Below are 14,803 nucleotides of genomic sequence, written 5' to 3'. Positions count from 1 at the left end.
CTTATTTTTTCACGCGTTCGAGCAGGCGCGCTTGCGGGCGCCACGCGAACGTCCAACGGTGCAGGCCGTCAGGCGGACACGGCTCCTCGCGCATGATCGGGCGGCCATCGGCATGGTGCGACTTGCAGATCGGCGTACCGGCGGCCCCCTCGAACTCGACGACGATCCCACCCTGCTCGATCCCAATCCGTTTCACCTCACCGGGGATGTGCACTCTGCCGTCCCCGAAGTAACCGGTGTCGTAGACCGCCCTTGTCCATGGGTCCATCACGGCCACCAAATCGTAGCCGATGCGCTCTTCGGAGAAGCGAGGATCCGCTGGCCGGATGCGGGACAGCACGCTCAGATCATTGGTGCAGTCAGAGGTGGAGCCGATGCAGGTCGCGCGCAGCAGGAACACGATCTCGTCATGGCCATCTCCGTCCAGGTCGCCGGCCACCACATGGCTCCCGCGATAATCGAAGCGGATGTCGTCGCCGGGCTGGCGCTCCGCCTCGAGCCGGACGATCCGCTCAGCCCGATCCGGCTCGATGGCGCATACCACGGCCATTGGCAGCCACAAGGCAGCACAGATCATCTGTTCCAGTCGCCGCGCACTGCCCATCGCCCGCCTCCCCGAATGCATGGCCTCCGTTATCCGGAAGAATCAGTGTCCCACAGTGCAATCGATGGCTTGTCCAGAGCTGCACGCAGCGAGATCCGCCCGAACAACGATTCCGATCCGCCTGAAACAGGAAACTCTCCCGGCGCTGATGGGACTACTACTGGAATAGCGCGGCCACGTCGTCCGTGAACTTGAAGGAACTGAGCAACCAGCCGTCGCCGCCCCGGTACCAGACGAACTGCCAGGGCACGGCGTGGTTCTCGAATCGATGCAGGAACACCACCCTGATCATCGATCCGCCAACAGAATCGTTTCTCAGGAGCTCGTAGTCGAGGCTTTCGCCAAAGCGGGCCTCCATGATCGGTCGCTGCGCTTCGGCGTGCTCGATCAGGGCGTCGAGATCCGCCTCGGGCACGATGCTATGACGCTTGGCAAGCTGCAGACCCTCGCGAACCTCACCGTCCGTCACGTGCTGCATGATCCGATCAGATAGCAGCACCGCGGTATCGGCGCTGTCGGCAGGACTGGCGGCCCGGAGCGCGAGGACCTCGACTGGCGCGTCTCGACGCGCCAGGAGTGCGGCAATCTTCTCGCCGAAGTCGGCGTACACCGCGTCGGGATCGGTCAAGGGCTTTGCGGCGCGGTTCGCCGCAGTACTCGCGGCAAGGGATGCCTGACGAAAGCGCCCACCCAAATCGCTCCGATAGAATGCGATCAACGCCTCCAGATCAGATGTGGAGAGCGCGTCCGCAAGTGTGCTTGCAAGAGCGTCTTCCGCGGCTGACCCGTCAAACAGGCACCCGGCCTCGGCCATCTTGATATACAAAGCTTTCGCTTCTGGCCACTCAGGATCCCCGGGCTTGATGCCGCCGAGAAGATTGGGCGTGTCGGATACGCTCTGCTCGACGTCGTAGGCCGCAACGTTCTCCCTGCACACGCCCTGCGAGTCCTCGAATGCCTGTCCGTACGCCATTTCCTCCGTCAACTGCCTGCCCAGCGCGGAGTCGTCCGCGCGCGCATCGCACATGGCAAGCACCGCCAGCATCACGCCCGCCAACACCGCGGTCGATCGAACACCTGTTTCGTTCTTCAAGCAATTCCCCTTCAACGACTGCGCCTGCAATGCTCCCTAGCGCCACGAGCTCACATCCGGCTTTCCGCCACCTCCCCGCTTTAGCGCCGCGGCATGCCCCTCGTTGCGCATGACGATCCGCCGGCGAGAAGCCGATCCTGTCTTCTATTTCCGCGCGTTCAAGGCCCGGTGTACGTGATGATCAGCGGGCCGTCGTCGCCCTCGCCTTCGCGTGGCTGGGCACGGTGCACGGTGGCGTCGGGATGGCTGACGGCGACGTAGGCCTGCGGAGTGACGTACTCGCCCTCGCAAGGGGCATCCTCGCCTGGCGCACGCTGCGTGCCCTCTGGCGGGCTCGTCGAACGCGTACAGACGAGCGGCTGCCCGTCTTCGCCAAGCTTCCAGTGCGCGGATGAGATCGTCATCAGACCGTGCATCCGCCCGGGCTCGAGTTCCGGCGGCTCGCCTTTCGGCACGGCAGCAGGCAGGCCGGCATCGGCGACGAACGGATAGCGGGCCAGCACGCTCGCATACTCCTGCTCGATCCGCTGGCGCGCTTGCGGTTCGTGGTTGAGGACGGTCAGCATGCGTCCGGCGATACGCATCAGCGTGTCCTCGCCGACCTCGTGCAGCGACAGGCTGCCGGCGTACACGTCACCGACGTAGTTCAGCCTGCCGGCCTCGACCGTGAAGTGCGGCGACTTGTCCTCGGGCACGGCCAGGTTGTTCGTCCCGCTGTGCAACTGGCCGATGTAGTACTGCCCGGCCTTGACCCTGAGCAACTGCACCTTGCCGCCGCAGCCGAGGGATCCGTCGGCCTTCAATGGCGCCCAGAACCCACCGCTGGGCTTGCCGGCCCGGAACACCTGGACCCCGGCGATCGGGCGCCCGCAGGTCATCGCCGCCGCCAGGATGCCCTCGTCCGGCGCCAGCGTATCCCGTTCCTTGAATCCTTTCCCCCACGCAGGCGCGCACAGCGCCGCCGCCAACATGGCCACCCAGCCAATGCGATTCATCCGGTTATCCCCCTGTCGTCCCGACGCGATTATGCGCGCCGTTCCCCGGTTTCAGCCATAGCGGCTATGGACGGTATCCGACCCATCCGCGGAACGTGAAGCCGGCATAGAACAGTTCGACACCTTCGAAGCCTGCCTGCTCGAGCAGGCCGACTTCCGCCTCGGGGGCCATGACCGAAGCCGCTGGCTCATTGCGGCGATCGCGGCATCCGCGCCCGGGGCCGGGGTTCCGGATGGCGAAGCGAACATGGCGTAACGCCTGAGCCAGCGTGCCTTGCCTGCTTCTGTCGTGTCGAAGCTGTGGTGCGCGACGACGAGGGCCGCGCCGGGGCGCAGGCGCCGCCAGAGTTCCCGCAAGGTGCGCAGGCGCTCCTCGGGTGCCAGGAAGTGCAGGGTCAGCAGGCACGCGGCGCCATCGAACGGCGTCTCGGGCGCGGCATCGATATACCCCTCGATCAGCTCGACCCGCGGCGCAAGTGCGCCGAGCGTCGTTTCCGCCAGCCTGAGCATCGCGGCCGAGGGATCGACTCCGACCAGCCGCCATCCCGGGCGTGCTGCAGCGAACGCCTTGAGCTCCAGGCCGCCTCCCGCGCCGAGTACCAGCACGCGGCCGTTCTCGGGCACGACTTCCGCGAGCAGGAGCTCCGACATCCGATGGAGCGCCAGGAGCCCGGGGACCTTCGCAATGGGCCCTTCGAGGTAATTGGCGACTGCATGGGAGTCGTTGAACGAGGACATGACGTCCTGCAGGACTGACGAGGAACCGCATTTATAACATCATTAGTTACATGAAGCGAGCCAGCCGCCTTTTCGCCGTTCTCCACCTCCTGCTGCGCAAGGCCAGGCACCGTGCGCCCATGACCTCCGATGCGCTGGCCCGATGCCTGGGCAAGAACCCGGTCGTCACCAAGCGCATGATGGGGCTGCGGGAGGCCAGGCGAATCGCCGCCGTGCGCAAGCCGCTGCCCGAAATCACGCGCTCAGCGCATCGGCCTCGATCCCATCCTCGAGGCACGGGAACAAGGGCCTGAAGCCGAGATCCTCGCGGATGCGGCTGCCGTCGAGAAGCACATCGAAAGCACGCGCGCGCTCCGCCTGCGAACCGTCGGGCGGGGGCTGGCCGACGGATGCGAACAGCGCGGCCAGATCGGGCGCCTCGTCGGCGACGACGTTGTAGATGCGATGCGCAGGCGCGGGGGCATCGAGCACGCAGGCCACGGCTTGCGCAACGTCGGCGTGGTGGGCGATCGACATGCGCTGGTCCGGCGGGAAGCCGCGCATCAACGGCACGACCTCCGCAATGTGCGGATCGCCGTCGCCATAGACGAACGGCAGGCGGAGCACGCGCACGTCGAGGCCGTCGATGGCGAGCAGGAAGCGCTCGGCGGCGAGCTTGCTCAGGGGATAGGCGTCCACGGGCGCGCAGGCGTCGTCCTCGCGGGCACGGCTGCCGTCCGTTGGCCCGTAGACCAGGCCGGTACTGGTGAAAACGAAGCGTCCAACGGATGCGGCGCGGGCGGCGTTCGCGAGGTGCTGCGTGCCCTGTTCATTCACCGCATGCGCCTGCTCGGGCGTGGCGCCACGAAAGAACGCGGCGCAATGCACCACGGCATCGACGCCGCGCACGGCGGCCTTGAGCGAATCAGGATCGAGTAGGTCTCCCTCGACCAACTCCACATGGTCGTTCCGCAGGTGGGCGGCCCGCGCCGTATCGCGCACCAGGGCGCGCAGGTGATCGCCACGCCCGGCAAGGCGCTTGACGAGTCGGCTTCCAACTTTTCCGGTCGCACCGGTGATGAGGATTGTCTTCATGCGGGAAAGCCTAGCCCCCGACATCCGGCCTGCATTGGAAAAAACGGCCATGCCTTGTGCGACCGTTGCGCCGCCACCAGAATCGGGCCATGCAGACGCACTTGCACCGCCACCGCTCCGGGCCAGGGCTGGCGGCACCGCCCGCCATGGCGGAACTCTTCGTGGACGAATGCGAGCGCACCCTGCCGCGCGTCGCCATTCCGCGCCCGGAGATCCACCTCGTTGTCCGTCTGGGCCCGTCGATACGCGATGGTCTCGACGCCCACGCCCTCGGCGCGCGGCAGGAGACGCATCGCAAGATCGTCCCCGGCGGGCAACGCATCGTGTTCGCGCGCCTCCACCTGAGCACGTACGAAGCAGTGCTCGGCGTGCCTGCCTCGGACATCGCCGGGCGCATCGTCGCACTCGAGGACCTGTGGGGCGACGCGGCGACACAGCGGCTGCGCCGCCGGCTTGCCGACGCTCGCGACACGGCCGTTGCCGCCTCGATCCTGGAGCACGCGATCGCCGAACGCATCGCAATGGCGGACGCACCCGGCGCCCATGCACGACTGGCCTTCACTGCCGCCGAACGGCTGGCAAGCGCCAGCGTGCGTGCCGTCGCCGGCGGCCTGGGCGTGAGCGAGCGCCACCTCCGGCGCGTGTTCCGCGAAGCCGTGGGCGTGAGCCCGAAGGCGTTCGCCAAGCTGACGCGCTTCCACCGGGCCCTGGCCGCCGCGCGCGAGGATGGCGCCACGAGCTGGGCCACCATCGCCGCAGCGGCTGGCTACTACGACCAGGCACATCTCATCGCCGAATTCCACGCCATCGCCGGCACCACGCCGCGTGCGCTGCTCGCCGAACTCCAAGCGGCAGGCTGATCGAACCGGCCGGCCCCTACTTCGCGATCATCGCCGCCGACCACACCGTGGCCGAGGCCACGGTGTCCAGGTCGCCAGCCAGGCGCCAGAAGCGACCCCGTTTCTCGAGCTAGCGGACTTAGTCAACTCGAATACTCGCCGCCCTCCGCTCTTCGCATTGGTCCTGACGGGCTAATTCGATTCATACAACTTGTAGTACGACATCAAGCCAGTAGACCCGTTGCCAAGCCACGCCTGCTCCTTCGCCGCCCCCGAGGCCGGTTCTCGGAACACCGTAATTACTTCTGCGCCACTACCCGGACGGAGCTCATCACCCCAAAGATGACTGACGTGCCACGAAGAGCTGGAATACATCATCCCCAGATTCTTAACGCCGCCGTCGCCATTAATCGTTCCGTAGGAAGTTCCTGTTCCGCGATAGACCTCGGTGGTGTTTGAGCTTGTTCGCCACGCTGTGATCAAATGATAGTTGGTCTCATCAAAATAACCAGACGTCATCGCCGTAATGCTCAGGTTGGACGTATCATCAAATACTTTGTTGACGAAGCTTCCTGTTGAGCCGTCCATGAGGTAGACACGAGACGTTGTGCCGTTCTTAAACGCGACTGCAATGTACTCGGAGGCGTCTTCGTAGAATGGACCGCTTGTGAGCGCACGGACCTTCCAGGCCGAGCTGGCGTAGAGCAGTGATGCTCTACCGCATCCAGCAGTTTCTGGATTAAACTCGTTGGAGATTGTTCCGCTTCCGCGGCATATCTTTGTCTCTCCACCTGTGGACTCGAATGCAACCACTAGGTCATCCGAGCCATCTTGGAGGAAGTCCCCGGCTGTCATTGCCACGACCTTCCATTCAACAAAATCTCCGGTATACAGCCGGCTGTTCGTAATCGACGACGTACCGTCGCCACTATATATGCGATCGCCATTGGCGCGGAAGGCGGAAACGAGTTGGGTTTGCCCGGAACCACGGAAATCACCAGTCGTAAAAGAGATAGGCTTCCAACCACTGCTGCTATAGAGATGATTGGTAAAGACGCGCAAGCCGTTGTCAGCGCTGCTATCCACAATCGCAAGTGATGTGGGCAATAGCTGTCCCCTCATAACTTCTGATCTGCCGTCTCTATCGAAGTCCGCAGACGCCAATGCCGTTGTTTCCAGGGCTTCTGGATAGTCTCCATACACGTAGTTGTTTCCATCACCGACAAGTTGTGAGCCATCAGCGTTGATAAATGTGCCCGAGGGACAGCTGTCCCATCCTTGCGGGTAGTGACAACAGGTCGTGTCGATGGGCAGATCTTCAGCTGCGTTCGAAGTTGCAGCTACAGAGCCGTGTGGATATACGAATGTGTTTCCGTGCACCCGGATGTTGCTGGCGTGCTGGTTACCGTCGTATTTGTAGCTCTGTACATAGCACTGCATCGCGCTAGACACGATGTAGTTGTTTCTAACGACACTGTTGTTAGCACCTCCAGCGAATTTCACTGGATCGCCGATCGAATTTATAATGGTATTGTTCTCGATGATGTTTCTGGTACCTCCAGTGTCATAAATTGCGTGGTATTGATTGTCGGGGACTGCATTTGATATATCCATGAAAACATTGTCATGGATATGGTTGTCACGTGAATTTCCGATGAGGATTGCACCATAGCCATAGTTGGCGCCGCCCATTTTACTGATGGTGCAGTTCTTCACTTCATTCCCGGCATTGTATCCACCGGTGCCAAGCGGACTCAGGTTGAGTGCGCCATTCTGGTAGTTAGTTATATGCAGGTTACTGAGCACTAGGTTAGTCGCGCGACCTGGGCCACTTCTAAGCCAGACGAAATCCCTGGCTCCGCCGCCGTCGAAAACCGGAGGATTGTCGGGATCAAAAGCCTCGATACTCAAGGAATAGTTGGGCGCCGTCTTATCCCAGTTGGCACCACTGGTCTCGGAGGGAGCTTCAATGCACAGACTGGTGTAACGATCGTTGTAGCAGTATCTCGTGCGCGTGTGTAAGCCCGGGAGGACGAGTATTCTATGATTTTCTGTAATTGTGCTAGGGATCGAATTATAGGCACTCTGGAGATCGGAGTAGCAGTTTCTTTGCAAGGAAGGATAGGACGCACAAGGTGTCGGGCTGGCGTCCACATAGAGAAGCTTGTCTGCGTGTGCAGATGAAGGCCACAATGAAGCAAGTATCAGGAATATACTTCCATAAATAACTTTCATGATAGTTCCTCACTTGTTTGAATGCGGATTGAGCGGGCAATGAAGGAGCCGAGCCGCCATTCCCTTGTTGCTCGCATCACAACGGCAGGTAACGCTCGGCGTAGTAGCTCTTGATGAAGTCAAAGAGTTGCTCGTCGGTGCGCGTGTCCACATCCTTGCGCATATTCGCGATCGACTCCTTGAACTCGTCTGTCGTGGTGAACGCCTTGAACTTTTCGGCCTTGTACCGCTCGAACTCGTCCGCGGACAGCTGGAGGCGCTCGATCACCTTGCCGGATGCGACACGCAGGACCTGATAACGCTCATAAGATGAGCCGTAGCCCATGTGGACGTAGTGGGTGATCTCTCCTTCCGAGATAATGAGCGCGCCGCTGTACCAATCGGCGACCACCGGCGTCGTTGTCGAAGGGAACAGGTCGGCGAGGATGCTTTTCGCAACGTAGTCGCCGGGTTCGCTGCTGGAAACGTGGATGGTGACGTCATTCAGGACGAGCTGCCCCTGGGCAACCTCCCAGGATGCGATGTAGCCCCGCCAGTTGGCCGAGGAAATGGCGGCGTCCTCCGGTGGCTTCCAGTTCTTGTGCGCCAGATGAGGCTCCAGCGGATTCGTGTTGAGGGCGTGATCCACGCGGTCTATGCGAATGTAGTCAGGCACCTGCGCCGTGGCGAATGCCATCATTGGGCACAGTGCAACTGCGAAGGCGGCGGCTCTCAGCATCTGCAACATTGACTCCTCCTGTCGGGCAGTTGGCTGCCGCGCGATACAGGCACGGAAAGGTCGGTTCCGGAGTGCGCTCGATGCTCTCCAGCTGCGGCTTCCCATCACCCTACACCTCGACCTCGGCGCTGCCGCCACAGAACCTACGGCTTGCCGCGAGAACACCCGTCACCTGATCTCCTCTCCCAGGCCGCATCAAGGCGCACTGTTACTTGGTCTCAAGGTTACGCCGTTCACTACTGTGCAGCGCCCTTGAGGAAACGCACCCTGCCCTCCCCGCCCTCTTGCAGTCCGTAGAAGCGGAACGCATTGCCGACGAAGATCGCGTCCTTATCCGCGGCTGGAATGGAGATCCTGTCGAGGGCCCGGGACAGCAGCACCGGGTAGTTCTCCATGCCTTCTCCTCGCGCGCGGTTGGCGCGAACCGCTGAAACGCCTTGGCGACCCGACCGACCACATAACTCAATGGCGAGCCGGAATGCGCCTTGGCTTCCACTTCAGCTAAGAACGGCCCCACAAGCAGATCGGAGGCGTTGAAGATGTGGCAATGGGCATCCACGCCGCGGATGGCATCCAGCGATGCGGAGGTCGCACGCAACATCTGCAACCCGGCCGAATCACTCTCCGGCTGCAAACCGCTGGCGCGAAGCGCCCCAAACGTCGCGAGCCCGCCAAGACCTGCCACAGCGCCAAGCACTGCACGTCGTCTCATGATTGCCCCCTGCCGCTCCCCAGCGGCTACACAATCAACGCACAGGAGCAGACCAGAGGCAATAGCCGTTAGCGCAGTCACACAATTGCCTGACCAGCGCCCCGCCCAGGGCGCCTTTCTTTCCCGCACACCGGCCCGGCATCGCCATTCGCTCCAGACGCCCCTATCTCGATCACAGCGGCTTTCGACAGTTGCGGGACGCGATCACGCGGGACTTGTTCAGGGTTTCCCTAGAGCGGCAAGTGCCTCTGTAGCTCGTTCTTTCAATTGATCGGAACTAATGTAGAAATCAGGCCTCGAAGCTAAAAGCTCGCTGTCTTCTGTAAAGCAGTCGGCGTCAGCGAATAGTTGGTCTAGAATAACGTACTCTCGCTCCGGCAAATCTTTCTCATTTTTGAACTTTCCGATAAGACGATCACGAAACTCGATAGCATCAATAGCGGAACACAAAAATCCGTTGATCAGGCTGACATATTCAGCCACCTGCCTGCTCACTTGCCACCCCCGAGCCTGCCAGATTCAAGAACATGCTTGAGTTGCTGATCGCTCAACCGCCACCCAGACAGAAAATTTCCTGACGCGTCCTTCATGACGTTAAGTCCCGTATTTGGATTGACAAAATGCGTTACGGCTAGATTCCCTCTCGCGTATGTACCCTGAATTGCGATTGTCGAATCGCTATCTACATGGCGTTGAATGGCAGTACTAAGTTCCGCCATCGTACTATTGCTTGCGTTTCCTGGTACGCCGAAATCGACAGCATGCTTGAATGCATGTTGCAGCTGCGGGCGGCTAAATCCTAACGCAGTATTTCCTTCTTTTGCGAGGAGCCTGGCACCGCCCAAGAGCTTCAAAGGTGGCAGAACCGCGGCAATTTCAAGGCCGGCGCCCACCCTGTTTCCGCCATCCACCGAAGACCAACCTTTGTCGTACCATTGGCTGACACCCTCTGCACCCAAAGTACTCCACGCACCCTTCAAGAGGGCCCAACCGGCGCAGGAAACTGGGCCGCATCCCTCAGCTCCAGCATCGATCATTTCTCCGACAGACTGTCGACCATCTGGGTCGATGAATCTGTAGGGATTGTTGTTCGCATACCGATAGCGATGGAACTGACTGATCGGATTGCTATGCGCGGTCACCGGATCAACGCTGAGAAACACGCCCAACTGGGGATCGTAGTAGCGCTGCTGCATGTACGTCAGCCCGGTCGCCGCATCCTGCACGTGCCCGGTGTACGCCGGCTGGTCGTGGTTGGCCCGGTTGCTCAGTGCGCCGTACGGCTCGTATTCGCTGTAGAGCACGCTGGTGCGGCCTTGGCTGCTACGGGCCACCACGCTGCCGAGCGCGTCGGTGTGCTGGTACTGGTTGAACACTGAGCCGGTATCGCTGTCTTGCGTCCGAATGGCGATCAGGCGCCCACCCAGGTGGATGTATTGTTGACTAGTGTAGGTAGCACCCCGCAGGTTTCGCGCGAACATCAATACGCCGTCGCGGTTGTATTGGCTGTACTTCGAGCCACCCACCGCATCCCGCACCCGGCGGCCATGGCCATCGTAGACATAGCTGCTGACCGTGCCACCCTGATTGGCGCTGCGCAGGCGGTTGCCGAAGTCGAAGCTGTAGCTGGCCCCAGCGCGACTGATGATGTTGCCCTGCAGGTCGTAGCCCAGACTGGTCACCGCTGTTCCGCCCGCGGTATTGGCGATGCGGCTGAGCCGGTTCTGCGCGTCATACTCGTAGGTGTGATCGCGCGCCGGGCGCATGGCCGTGGTTCCCACCTGGACCCGACGCAGGTTGTCCAGTGCATCGTAGGTGTAGAGCGCCATCCCGAACATGGACGAGTCGACGCGGGTCAGCCGGTCGATTCCGTCGTAGATCATGTCGCGATTGCCGCGTTGGCCGGTGCGGGCATCACTGATGGCGACCACGTTGCCGTTGCCATCGTAGTCATAGCTCTCATCGACGGGCAGGATCGGGCTGGTCGCTCCGCTGTAGGCGTCACGAATGCGCTCAGGCAGCCCTCTGCTGTTCGGCGTCATGGTGTGGACAACACCATTGCCGTAGGTGAACTGCTTGATTGCCCCGCTGGGGTGGTAGCTCACATTGGTGGCCCATGTGCCGGCCTGGGTGGGCTGGCCCAGCGCATTGGGCGCGTAGGCCACCGTCACGCCGCCCGGATAGACATGCGAGGCCAGGTGTCCGTTAGCGTTGTAGCCGTAGCCAATCCCATAGCTGACGTTGCTCCAGTCCATGGACTCGCCGGTCAGCAGCCGGCGCTTGTTGTACACGTAGTTGTTGTAGACCAGGTTGCTGGCGCCGTTGTCGGCAAGCACCTGCGCCAGCAGACCGTCCGGGGTGTAGCTGTAGGTCGTATTGCCCAGGTTGTCCGGATAGGTCACGGACTTGAGGCGATTGCGCTTGTCGTAGGTGCGGACTGTGCGGTCGGCTGCAGGAACCGTATCGCCATTGCAGTTGCTGACGTTGGTGTAGCCCGAGCCCGTCTTGCTCCAGGCCAAGTTACCGGCACCGTCATAGGCGAGGATGGTGGCACGAGTTTCCGGATCGACCGCTTTGCACAGCAACTGATTGGCGTCGTAGAGATAGCTACGCGTCGCCGATACACCACCTCCGCTGCGGGTGATCGACTTGGGCTTGCCGAACACGTCGCGGACGATGTCGGTGCGCCCGCCCGGGGAGGCGAGGACGGTGGGATAGTCCTCGCTTGGCTGATCGAAGGCCTGATAAAAGATGCGGGTCTGGTTGCCCTTGGGATCCGTGATGCGGGTGTAGTAACCGCTTGTATTACTAAGGTAGCTATAGGCCGTGACCAAGTCACCGAGTTCGGAGTTCTGACGAACCGTGGTCGTCCGGCCGAGCGCGTCGTAGCTGGTATGGGTTCCCTGTGTGACGGCGGACAATGATGAAACGGAGGACACCGGATACGAGGCAAAGGTCGTCCGGCCTTCGTGATCGTAGGCATAGCGGGTGAAGCGGTTGGTTGCCGTTACGTTGCCGGTGTCGTATTCCTGCACTAGCACCGGCCGCCACAAAGCGTCGAAGTAAGTGAGCTTACGACCGTTGCCAGTGCTAACGACCTGCCGCCAGTGGCCGCCGGGCAGCCCATAGGCGCTACCCGCTCTCTGTTCAAAGACGAACGAAGTCGCGTTCCAGGCCGTGCTGTCGCCGGTCGGATAAGCAATCTGGCTTAGCCGCCCCATCGGGTCATAGGCATAGTTGGTCGCGAACCCGTTCTCGTTGGTGACGCGGGTGATCGAACCAGCATCGTTGACGACGGCCGACTGCGTGGTGCCATCGGCATAGGCGACGGATTGCGGGATGCCGCGCTTCCAGTTGGTCAGGGTAGTTACGTTGTTGTTGCCATCCTTGATGGTCTTGATCGCGCCCATCTGACCGGCGGTAGCCACGTCGTACGTGCGTGTCCATTGGAGCTTGCCGAACAACCTGAACGTCAGCGGCTGTGCGTAGCTGCTGTAGCCGGTCTCGGAGACGACAATGCCGTTGACAGTGAGCCGAGACGGCTGGCCGAGCACCCATCTGGCCAAGTTGTCGTGATAGGCGATCAGATCCGTTCTGACTGGGCTGCTCGTGATATTGCTGGACCGCGTGATCCGGGTTGGACGCGCGAACGAGTCGAACGACTCTACCTTGTAGGCGAACGAAGTCCCCTGCTGGGTAATAGTCGTACTTTTGACGCGCACCAGCTTGTACTCATGCATGTTGTAGAAGAATTGGCGCTTGCCATACTCTCGCGACCCACGCGGGATCTGATCATTGAAGAAAGCGTAGGAATAATCAGTACGCTTCGCGCTACCAATCTGCTCGGAAAGCAGGAGGCCTGCGTTATCGCCCCACTTGTTCCCGTAGACGAATCTGCGGACGAGCCCATCGGATCGAGTAAGCGTGACGGTCTTGGTCACCGGTGAGTTCGACTGACACTGGTCCGGCGGAGTTGTCGATCCACTTCCATAGCATGCGTTGAGCTGTCCATAGTCGATCACTTCCTGGTATGGCTGGACACCAGCCCCCTCTACCGACCGTGACACCAATGAGACCTGATCCATGTAGTACAGTTGGTTGGGATAGCTGTGCTCGGGCCCATACGGAGGCATGCTTCTGTAACACTGATACGGTACGTAAGAATATCCGTGCCTCCTCGGCTCAACCCGAAAGACGCCCTTGGCTCCTGACTCCGCCGTTACGGTAACGGTGACACCGCCCCCAATAATCGATGGAATCGATTGCGCCGTTCTACATGTGTCACCGAAGGCCTGCTGGTCGCCGGCCCATCCGAACTGACCGGAACGCGCCAGCGACCATGATGATCCGTCTGGATTCAATACGTTGCTGCCGGACACCGTCCAGGTTCGCCCCCCGGTCTTAAAGATCGAGTTCGATCCAGACCGTTCGATAGTAATTGTACGGCCATCGCTACTTGTCACCTGATGCGGCTCGTACTTGACCCAGTTTCCGAATCTATCCTCGATCCTCGTGAGGTACATCCTGTAGGAGACGATGTCAATCCAAGTTTCGTTGTATGGCGCGAAGGAGTTCATTATCTGGAACAGCTCGGTATCGGCCACCGGGGCGCCAAAGTAGAGCTTGTCGCCGTTCTGGTTATGGCCTACGAAACCCTCTCCTCCGCTTGGCAGTTGGTAGCATGTAAATCTCCACCCAGAATTCGTCGCCCAATGGACATCCATGCCAGACGGACGGGATTCGTCGGCGTCTAAGGGCCGAATTACACCGCCTTCTCCACCCGGCACGACAAGACTGTTCCCGTTCCAATACTCCTCACGATTGAAATTGTTGATTGGCGGCTTGGTGGACCTGATCACCGGAGCACCTAACTTGGCACTAGAGTGCGAACAACGCTGGTTTGAGTAGTTGCCCGGGATGCCCACAACCCAGCCGGAATCCTTGCCATGAGTTCCTTCAATGTATGGCAACTCACGATCCCAGTAATACATCGGTGCATTGCTCGCGCTTGTTTTGAGGTTCAGCGCGTAATCGATGGCAACTCGCAACCGATTGTTTCCGGGCACTTCAACCACCGTCTTCCGGAAGCTCACGGCCCCCGAGTTGAGGTCTACCATCTCTCCAAATTGGCCCGAATGATCCAAGGATTGAACGCGGGTGGTTTTGTCTAGCTCCTGGCCGTAGGTTTCGTGTGTGTACACTTGCGCAAATGCCGCGTTTGCCGCCAGCAACGCGAAAGAAGCGATGGTCGTCATCCACTTTCGACCGGCGAGACCCAAGATGGATTTTCTGATCAGAAATGGCTGGCCTCTACGGCCAGTTCTTTGGCGCTTGGTCTCCATACACCCCCCGTTTCCTTGGATATGTCACGGCCGCTAAGAAAGCAGCCTTCTTTTTTACGCCTCAAACAACGACTAAGCTTTTAGGTCATATCCGATTGCAGGCACTGCGGTCCAATGGATACGCAGCAACGCCGCAGCGGCAAGAGCGCCCAGCGAGTCAATTGAGTTATCCATACCCCTCCATTGCTGCCCGTTGCGGGCCGCAATCCATGAGCGTCCTATCCCGTCTCCCAGACGCCGATTCTTCCCCCGTCCAACCGGCGACAGACGTGCCGAGTTATACCCCACTCTTCAGCGGACCGGCAACAAGTATGGGCACGGCCACTGACTCCCCCTGTACAGCTCCCCAGCGGCTACCGCGCTTCGGTGCGCTCGCGAAGTACGCCTCGGCTTTTTTTAGGATCTCGAGCTCCTGCTCAGCTCGCGCCAGAGCCCGGCGCAACCGCATCACTT

General features: G+C 60.8%; 10 protein-coding genes and 1 pseudogene. 1 reads left to right on the top strand and 10 read right to left on the bottom strand.

Features of this window, described 5'->3' with window-relative positions:
* Position 1: 1 nt before the first annotated feature.
* The 5 genes and pseudogenes from FXO19_RS07815 to FXO19_RS07790 form a co-directional block, all read right to left on the bottom strand.
* Positions 2-604, bottom strand: a complete 603-nt coding sequence (locus FXO19_RS07815) for a hypothetical protein (RefSeq protein WP_149194528.1) — start codon at positions 602-604, stop codon at positions 2-4.
* Positions 605-761: 157 nt separating this feature from the next.
* Entirely contained in the window at positions 762-1,697 is a 936-nt protein-coding gene (locus FXO19_RS07810; RefSeq protein WP_149194527.1) for a DUF2059 domain-containing protein, read from the bottom strand.
* 158 nt (positions 1,698-1,855) lie between these two features.
* On the bottom strand, positions 1,856-2,692 hold the full coding sequence (locus tag FXO19_RS07805) for a hypothetical protein (RefSeq protein ID WP_149194526.1): 837 nt from the start codon (positions 2,690-2,692) through the stop codon (positions 1,856-1,858).
* A gap of 64 nt (positions 2,693-2,756) precedes the next feature.
* Positions 2,757-3,430 (bottom strand): annotated as a pseudogene (locus FXO19_RS07800) (class I SAM-dependent methyltransferase).
* A 234-nt stretch (positions 3,431-3,664) separates the two neighbouring features.
* A complete protein-coding gene (locus FXO19_RS07790) occupies positions 3,665-4,555 on the bottom strand; it encodes an NAD-dependent epimerase/dehydratase family protein (protein ID WP_223115452.1) in 891 nt (296 codons plus the stop codon).
* Between the two features lie 38 nt (positions 4,556-4,593).
* On the opposite strand from FXO19_RS07790, the gene FXO19_RS07785 reads away from it, so the two are divergent.
* A complete protein-coding gene (locus tag FXO19_RS07785; protein ID WP_149194525.1) occupies positions 4,594-5,364 on the top strand; it encodes a helix-turn-helix domain-containing protein in 771 nt (256 codons plus the stop codon).
* Positions 5,365-5,535: 171 nt separating this feature from the next.
* Here the strand turns inward: FXO19_RS07785 and FXO19_RS07780 are convergent, their stop codons facing one another.
* The 5 genes from FXO19_RS07780 to FXO19_RS07765 all read right to left on the bottom strand — a co-directional run bounded on the left by FXO19_RS07780 (position 5,536) and on the right by FXO19_RS07765 (position 14,263).
* Positions 5,536-7,578 (bottom strand): right-handed parallel beta-helix repeat-containing protein, encoded by a 2,043-nt coding sequence (locus FXO19_RS07780; RefSeq protein WP_149194524.1) that lies wholly within the window; start codon positions 7,576-7,578, stop codon positions 5,536-5,538.
* A 76-nt stretch (positions 7,579-7,654) separates the two neighbouring features.
* The gene (locus FXO19_RS07775) at positions 7,655-8,305 is read right to left on the bottom strand and encodes a hypothetical protein (RefSeq protein WP_223115451.1); all 651 of its coding nucleotides are present in this window, start codon (positions 8,303-8,305) and stop codon (positions 7,655-7,657) included.
* Positions 8,306-8,532: 227 nt separating this feature from the next.
* A complete protein-coding gene (locus tag FXO19_RS19190; RefSeq protein ID WP_187775686.1) occupies positions 8,533-8,691 on the bottom strand; it encodes a hypothetical protein in 159 nt (52 codons plus the stop codon).
* Positions 8,692-9,227: 536 nt separating this feature from the next.
* Positions 9,228-9,491, bottom strand: coding sequence for a colicin immunity domain-containing protein (locus FXO19_RS07770; RefSeq protein WP_187775685.1), 264 nt, complete (start codon positions 9,489-9,491; stop codon positions 9,228-9,230).
* Between the two features lie 8 nt (positions 9,492-9,499).
* The gene (locus FXO19_RS07765; protein WP_187775684.1) at positions 9,500-14,263 is read right to left on the bottom strand and encodes an RHS repeat-associated core domain-containing protein; all 4,764 of its coding nucleotides are present in this window, start codon (positions 14,261-14,263) and stop codon (positions 9,500-9,502) included.
* Between the last annotated feature and the right edge of the window lie 540 nt (positions 14,264-14,803).

This window comes from Luteimonas suaedae, from assembly GCF_008312895.1.
GTDB lineage: Bacteria > Pseudomonadota > Gammaproteobacteria > Xanthomonadales > Xanthomonadaceae > Luteimonas > Luteimonas suaedae.
Note: the sequence above shows the minus strand (reverse complement) of the source record. Positions and strands in the feature narration are given on the sequence as shown.

What these genes read in the sequence shown, in the direction of transcription:
- FXO19_RS07815 (WP_149194528.1), bottom strand. Translation starts at nt 604, where the DNA reads ATGGGCAGTGCGCGGCGACTGGAACAGATGATCTGTGCTGCCTTGTGG.
- FXO19_RS07805 (WP_149194526.1), bottom strand. Translation starts at nt 2,692, where the DNA reads ATGAATCGCATTGGCTGGGTGGCCATGTTGGCGGCGGCGCTGTGCGCG.
- FXO19_RS07790 (WP_223115452.1), bottom strand. Translation starts at nt 4,555, where the DNA reads ATGGCCGTTTTTTCCAATGCAGGCCGGATGTCGGGGGCTAGGCTTTCC.
- FXO19_RS07785 (WP_149194525.1), top strand. Translation starts at nt 4,594, where the DNA reads ATGCAGACGCACTTGCACCGCCACCGCTCCGGGCCAGGGCTGGCGGCA.
- FXO19_RS07780 (WP_149194524.1), bottom strand. Translation starts at nt 7,578, where the DNA reads ATGAAAGTTATTTATGGAAGTATATTCCTGATACTTGCTTCATTGTGG.
- FXO19_RS07775 (WP_223115451.1), bottom strand. Translation starts at nt 8,305, where the DNA reads ATGTTGCAGATGCTGAGAGCCGCCGCCTTCGCAGTTGCACTGTGCCCA.
- FXO19_RS19190 (WP_187775686.1), bottom strand. Translation starts at nt 8,691, where the DNA reads ATGGAGAACTACCCGGTGCTGCTGTCCCGGGCCCTCGACAGGATCTCC.
- FXO19_RS07765 (WP_187775684.1), bottom strand. Translation starts at nt 14,263, where the DNA reads ATGACGACCATCGCTTCTTTCGCGTTGCTGGCGGCAAACGCGGCATTT.